General features: G+C 69.1%; 4 protein-coding genes and 1 tRNA gene. 4 read left to right on the top strand and 1 reads right to left on the bottom strand.

Translation table 11 applies throughout. The annotated features are described in order from the left end of the window. Together ACIRDX_RS20955 and ACIRDX_RS20950 are read left to right on the top strand one after the other, a co-directional pair. Window positions 1-1,095 (top strand): PQQ-dependent sugar dehydrogenase (locus ACIRDX_RS20955; protein WP_396627379.1); only part of this gene is annotated, 1,095 nt, incomplete at its 5' end. 93 nt (window positions 1,096-1,188) lie between these two features. Continuing rightward, window positions 1,189-1,488 carry a hypothetical protein gene (locus ACIRDX_RS20950; protein ID WP_396627378.1) on the top strand — a complete coding sequence of 100 codons (300 nt, stop codon included), beginning with the start codon at window positions 1,189-1,191 and terminating at the stop codon, window positions 1,486-1,488. Window positions 1,489-1,657: 169 nt separating this feature from the next. On the opposite strand, the gene ACIRDX_RS20945 is transcribed toward ACIRDX_RS20950, so the two are convergent. After that, entirely contained in the window at window positions 1,658-2,065 is a 408-nt protein-coding gene (locus tag ACIRDX_RS20945; protein ID WP_396627377.1) for a YidH family protein, read from the bottom strand. Window positions 2,066-2,289: 224 nt separating this feature from the next. Here ACIRDX_RS20945 and ACIRDX_RS20940 point away from each other — a divergent pair. Together ACIRDX_RS20940 and gltX are read left to right on the top strand one after the other, a co-directional pair. Next, window positions 2,290-2,383: transfer RNA gene (locus tag ACIRDX_RS20940), tRNA-Ser, on the top strand. Between the two features lie 445 nt (window positions 2,384-2,828). Continuing rightward, window positions 2,829-4,295, top strand: a complete 1,467-nt coding sequence (gltX, locus tag ACIRDX_RS20935) for a glutamate--tRNA ligase (RefSeq protein ID WP_396627380.1) — start codon at window positions 2,829-2,831, stop codon at window positions 4,293-4,295. Window positions 4,296-4,403 lie beyond the last annotated feature (108 nt).

The following is a 4,403-nucleotide window of genomic DNA, read 5'->3' as shown; positions in this document are numbered from 1 at the left end:
GTCGGCGTCGTCGCCCTCTACGCGCAGCAGGCGAGGTCCTCGTCGAAGGCCTTGCCGCTCGAGAAGATCACGCTGCCGCCCGGCTTCACCATCAGCATCTGGGCGCAGGGCGTGAAGAACGCCCGACAGATGGCCGTGGGGAGCAAGGGCACGGTGTTCGTGGGCAGCCGGCAAGCCGGGCTCGTCCACGCCGTCGTCGACACGAACGGCGATCACAAGGCCGATCGCACCTACGTGATCGCCAAGGGCCTGGACCAGCCCAGCGGCGTCGCGTTCAGGGACGGCGCGCTCTACGTCGCCGATGTCAGCAAGATCTACAGGTTCGACGACATCGAGGCGAAGCTCGCCGCACCGCCCAAGCCGGTGCTCGTCACCAGCACCTATCCCACCGAGGGGCACCACGGCTGGAAGTTCATCGCCTTCGGCCCCGACGGATGGTTGTACGTGCCGGTCGGCGCGCCCTGCAACGTGTGCGACAAGCGCGCCGAGAACCCCATCTTCGCCACGGTGACGCGCATCAAGCCCGACGGCACGGGCCGCGAGATCTGGGCGCACGGCATCCGCAACAGCGTCGGGTTCGACTGGCACCCGCTGACCAAGTCGATCTTCATCACCTCCAACGGCCGCGACATGCTGGGCGACGATGTGCCGCCCGACACGCTGAATCACGCGCCGACGCCGGGCCTGGATTTCGGGTTCCCGTACTGCCATGGCGGCGACATTCCGGATCCCGAGTTCGGATCGAAACGGCCGTGCAGCGAGTTCACGAAGCCGGCGCACAGGTTCGGCGCGCACGTCGCCTCGATCGGCGCGCGCTTCTACACGGGTACGGCGTTCCCCGCCGAGTACCGGAACCAGCTGTTCGTCGCCGAGCACGGTTCGTGGAACCGCAGCACGCCGGTCGGCTATCGCATCTCGATGGTCACGATGGACGACAAGGCCACCGTGACGGGCTACAAGCCCTTCGCGCACGGCTGGCTGCAGGGCAACGACGCCTGGGGCCGCCCGGCAGACGTGCAGCCGCTCCCCGACGGGTCGCTCCTCGTGAGCGACGACAAGTCGGACGTCATCTACAGGATTGCGTACGGCAAGTAGAAGAACGGGCAGCGGGGAGCGGGTGACGGGTAGCGCTCCCGCTTCCGCTTGCGCCTCCCCGCTCCCCGATACCCGTTCCCCGATACCCGAGTAATGACCAACACGATCTTCTGGCACCGCGACCTTCCACCCCTTGACGCGGAAATCATGGGCGATCACATCGTCGAGGCCGTGAGCGTGCACGTGTCCGGCCGCATGTCGCGGCGCGACGAGCTGTGGACGCGCTGCGAGCAGGACCTGATGGCCACGGTCCACACACGCATCCTCGAGGAGATGACGCGACTCGGCGGCCGGTACGCACACGTCCGCGAGGAGCACATCGACTCGCATCACAACGACGCGACTGGCGAGGCCTGGCTGGCGGGTCGCTTCGGCTACACGCTGTATAGCTGAGCCCTTCGACTCGTCGGGCGCCGACCACGCGCGATCGGGCGAGGGCGAAGTGGCGCTCGCGTTCGTCGAGGCCATCCGCGACACACACGGCGCCACCCGGGACCAGATCGATCGCGAGCGGACCCGCACCGCGGAGCAAGCAGCTGCCACGTGACGCTGCGTGCCCGTTCTATTGCCGCAGCAGGATGGCGACGATGGCGGTCAGGCCGAGGCCGATGAAGGCGAGGGCGGTGATGCTGGCGGTGGAGCGCGGCATGCCGTCGCCGTACTCCTCGCGCATCACCGCGAGGCTGTGGCGGTGCTGGACGAGCGCGAGGGCGAGCGTGCCGACACCGACGCCGACCATCAGCAGCGAGAACTGCCGTGGGCCGAGCCACACCTGGCGCGGCGCCTCCACCATCCCGGCCCTCTCGAACTGGAAGTACTTGTACAGCGTGAAGCCGAACGTGATCAGCGACGCCGACGTGCGCACCCACGCCATCAGCGTGCGTTCGTAGGCCAGGCGCGTCCGTTCGACGGCGAGGCGCGTCGCGGCATCGAGTGACGGCTGCGCTCGGGCGGGCTGCGGTCGCGGCATGGCCGCATGGTACCGCCTGGAACGGCTCGATTCACCAACGGCGCCGCGACCGCCACAAACTCAGGTATTCGCCAGGACCGCTACATGAGGTGGTGCTCGGGCCTGCGACCCCGACATGCTGAGGCGGATGCATTGCGGGCCGGCCCCACATGGCGCCCACCCTACGCCGGTGCTATGCTTTTCCGTCGCGTGCGGGTCTTCTTGACGCGACGTCCGCCGGATGTGGTGAGGTGGCCGAGAGGCTTAAGGCGGCGGTTTGCTAAACCGTTGTACGGGCTTAAACCTGTACCGAGGGTTCGAATCCCTCCCTCACCGCCAGCCTTCGCGTTCGCCTGCACAGGCTCCGCGAACGCTACGGCTGGGCTTCGCCCTTGGCCGTGACCGGTTCGCGGGGCCGCTTCGACCGGCTTCGCCCTGAGCCGTGACCGGTTCGCGGGGCCGCTTCGGCTGGGCAGGCGCTGATGCCGGCGACAGGCTCACCGGCCGCGTCGGCAAACCTTGCCCGTTGTGGCCCCAAGCCCTGTCACCAAGGCCCATGCAGGCTCGCGACGTGCCTTGACTCGCCGCAGCTGAGGCAAAGCGGCCTGACCCGCCGAAGCCGAAGGCAAAGCGGCCTGACCCGCCGAAGCCGAAGGCAAGCGGCCTGACCCGCCGAAGCCGAAGGCAAGCGGCCTGACCCGCCGAAGCTGAGGCAAAGCGGCCTGACCCGCCGAAGCCGAAGGCGAAGGCGGTTCCACTCCAGTAACATCTCACTCCAGTGTCGATTGCTCCGCTCCGCGTCCGCTTCGCGCCGTCGCCCACGGGCTACCTCCATGTCGGTGGCGCCCGCACGGCCCTCTTCAACTGGCTGCTCGCGCGGCGCACGCGCGGCACGTTCGTCCTACGCATCGAGGACACCGACATGGAGCGGTCGTCCGACGCGATGGTGCAGGGCATCCTCGACGGCATGACCTGGCTCGGCCTGACGTGGGGCGAGGGGCCGCAGGTCGGCGGGCCGCACGCCCCCTACTTCCAGTCGCAACGCCTCGACCGCTACCGCATCGTCGCCGCGCAACTCGTGGCGAGCGGACACGCGTATTACGACTACCGCACCGCCGCGCCCAAGGCCAAGACCGCCGACGGCGAGGAGACGCCCGAGACCTTCGGGCCCAAGTCGTACGAGGACACCAGCGTCACGCTCTCCGCCGATGAGGTCGCCGCGCGTGAGGCCGCGGGCATGCCGCGCGCCATCCGCTTCCGCGTGCCGTCCGAGGGACGCACCGTGTTTCCGGACGCCGTGCACGGCGAGATCGGCTTCGACAACGCCGGGCTCGAGGACTTCGTCATCCTCCGCTCCGACGGCTACCCGACCTACCACCTGTCCGTCGTGGTCGACGACATGGACATGCAGATCACCCAGGTGATCCGCGGCGACGACCACATCTCGAACACCCCGAAACAGGTGCTGCTGTACGAAGCCCTCGGCGTGCCGGTGCCCGGCTTCGCGCACGTCCCGCTCATCCTCGGTCCCGACAAGAAGCGGCTCAGCAAGCGTCACGGCGCGACGTCGGTGATGGAGTACTCCGCGCAGGGCATCGTGCCCGAGGCGATGGTGAACTTCCTCGCGCTGCTCGGATGGTCGCCCGGCACCGACCAGGAACTCTTCAGCGCCGCCGAGCTCGTGGAGCGCTTCGATCTCGAGGGCATCAGCGGCGGCAACGCGGTGTTCAACCCCGAGAAGCTCGAGTGGATGAACAACCAGCACATCATGGTGCTGCCAGACGACGCGCTGATCGCGCAGGCGCGTCCGTGGCTGGTCGAGGCAGGGCTGTGGCGCGACGCCTACGACGGCGACGCGCGGCCGTGGCTCGTCCGTGCCCTGGGCCTGTTGCGCCCGCGTGCCAAGCGGCTCGGCGACATCCCCGAGGGCCTCGGCCCCATCGTCCGCCCGGTCACCTTCGATCCCGCGGCCGCCGCCAAGCACCTCACGACGGAGATGGCGCCGCACCTCGAGACGCTCGCGGACCGGCTTGCCGATCTGTCGACCTTCGATGCGCCGTCGATCGAGGAGGTGGTGCGGGGCACCGCCGAAGCGGGCGGCGTGAAGGCCGGCGCCTTCATGCAGGCGGTGCGCGTGTCGCTGGTCGGCCGCACGGTCAGCCCAGGGCTGTTCGAGACCATCGAGCTGCTCGGCCACGACGAGAGCCTCGCCCGCATCCGCGCGGGCGCCCGCCAGGCGCAGCCCGCCTGATCACGAGAAGGCCATGAGAGCCGCAGACCTCCATCGCCAGGCGTTCGATGTCCTCGTGGTGGGCGGAGGCGTGATCGGGTGCGGTGTCGCCCGCGACGCCGCGCGCCG

Origin of the sequence: Luteitalea sp., from assembly GCF_044337415.1 — a bacterium.
GTDB lineage: Bacteria > Acidobacteriota > Vicinamibacteria > Vicinamibacterales > Vicinamibacteraceae > Luteitalea.
The sequence above is the reverse complement of the archived record's forward strand: the minus strand, read 5'-3'. Positions and strand labels throughout refer to the sequence as shown.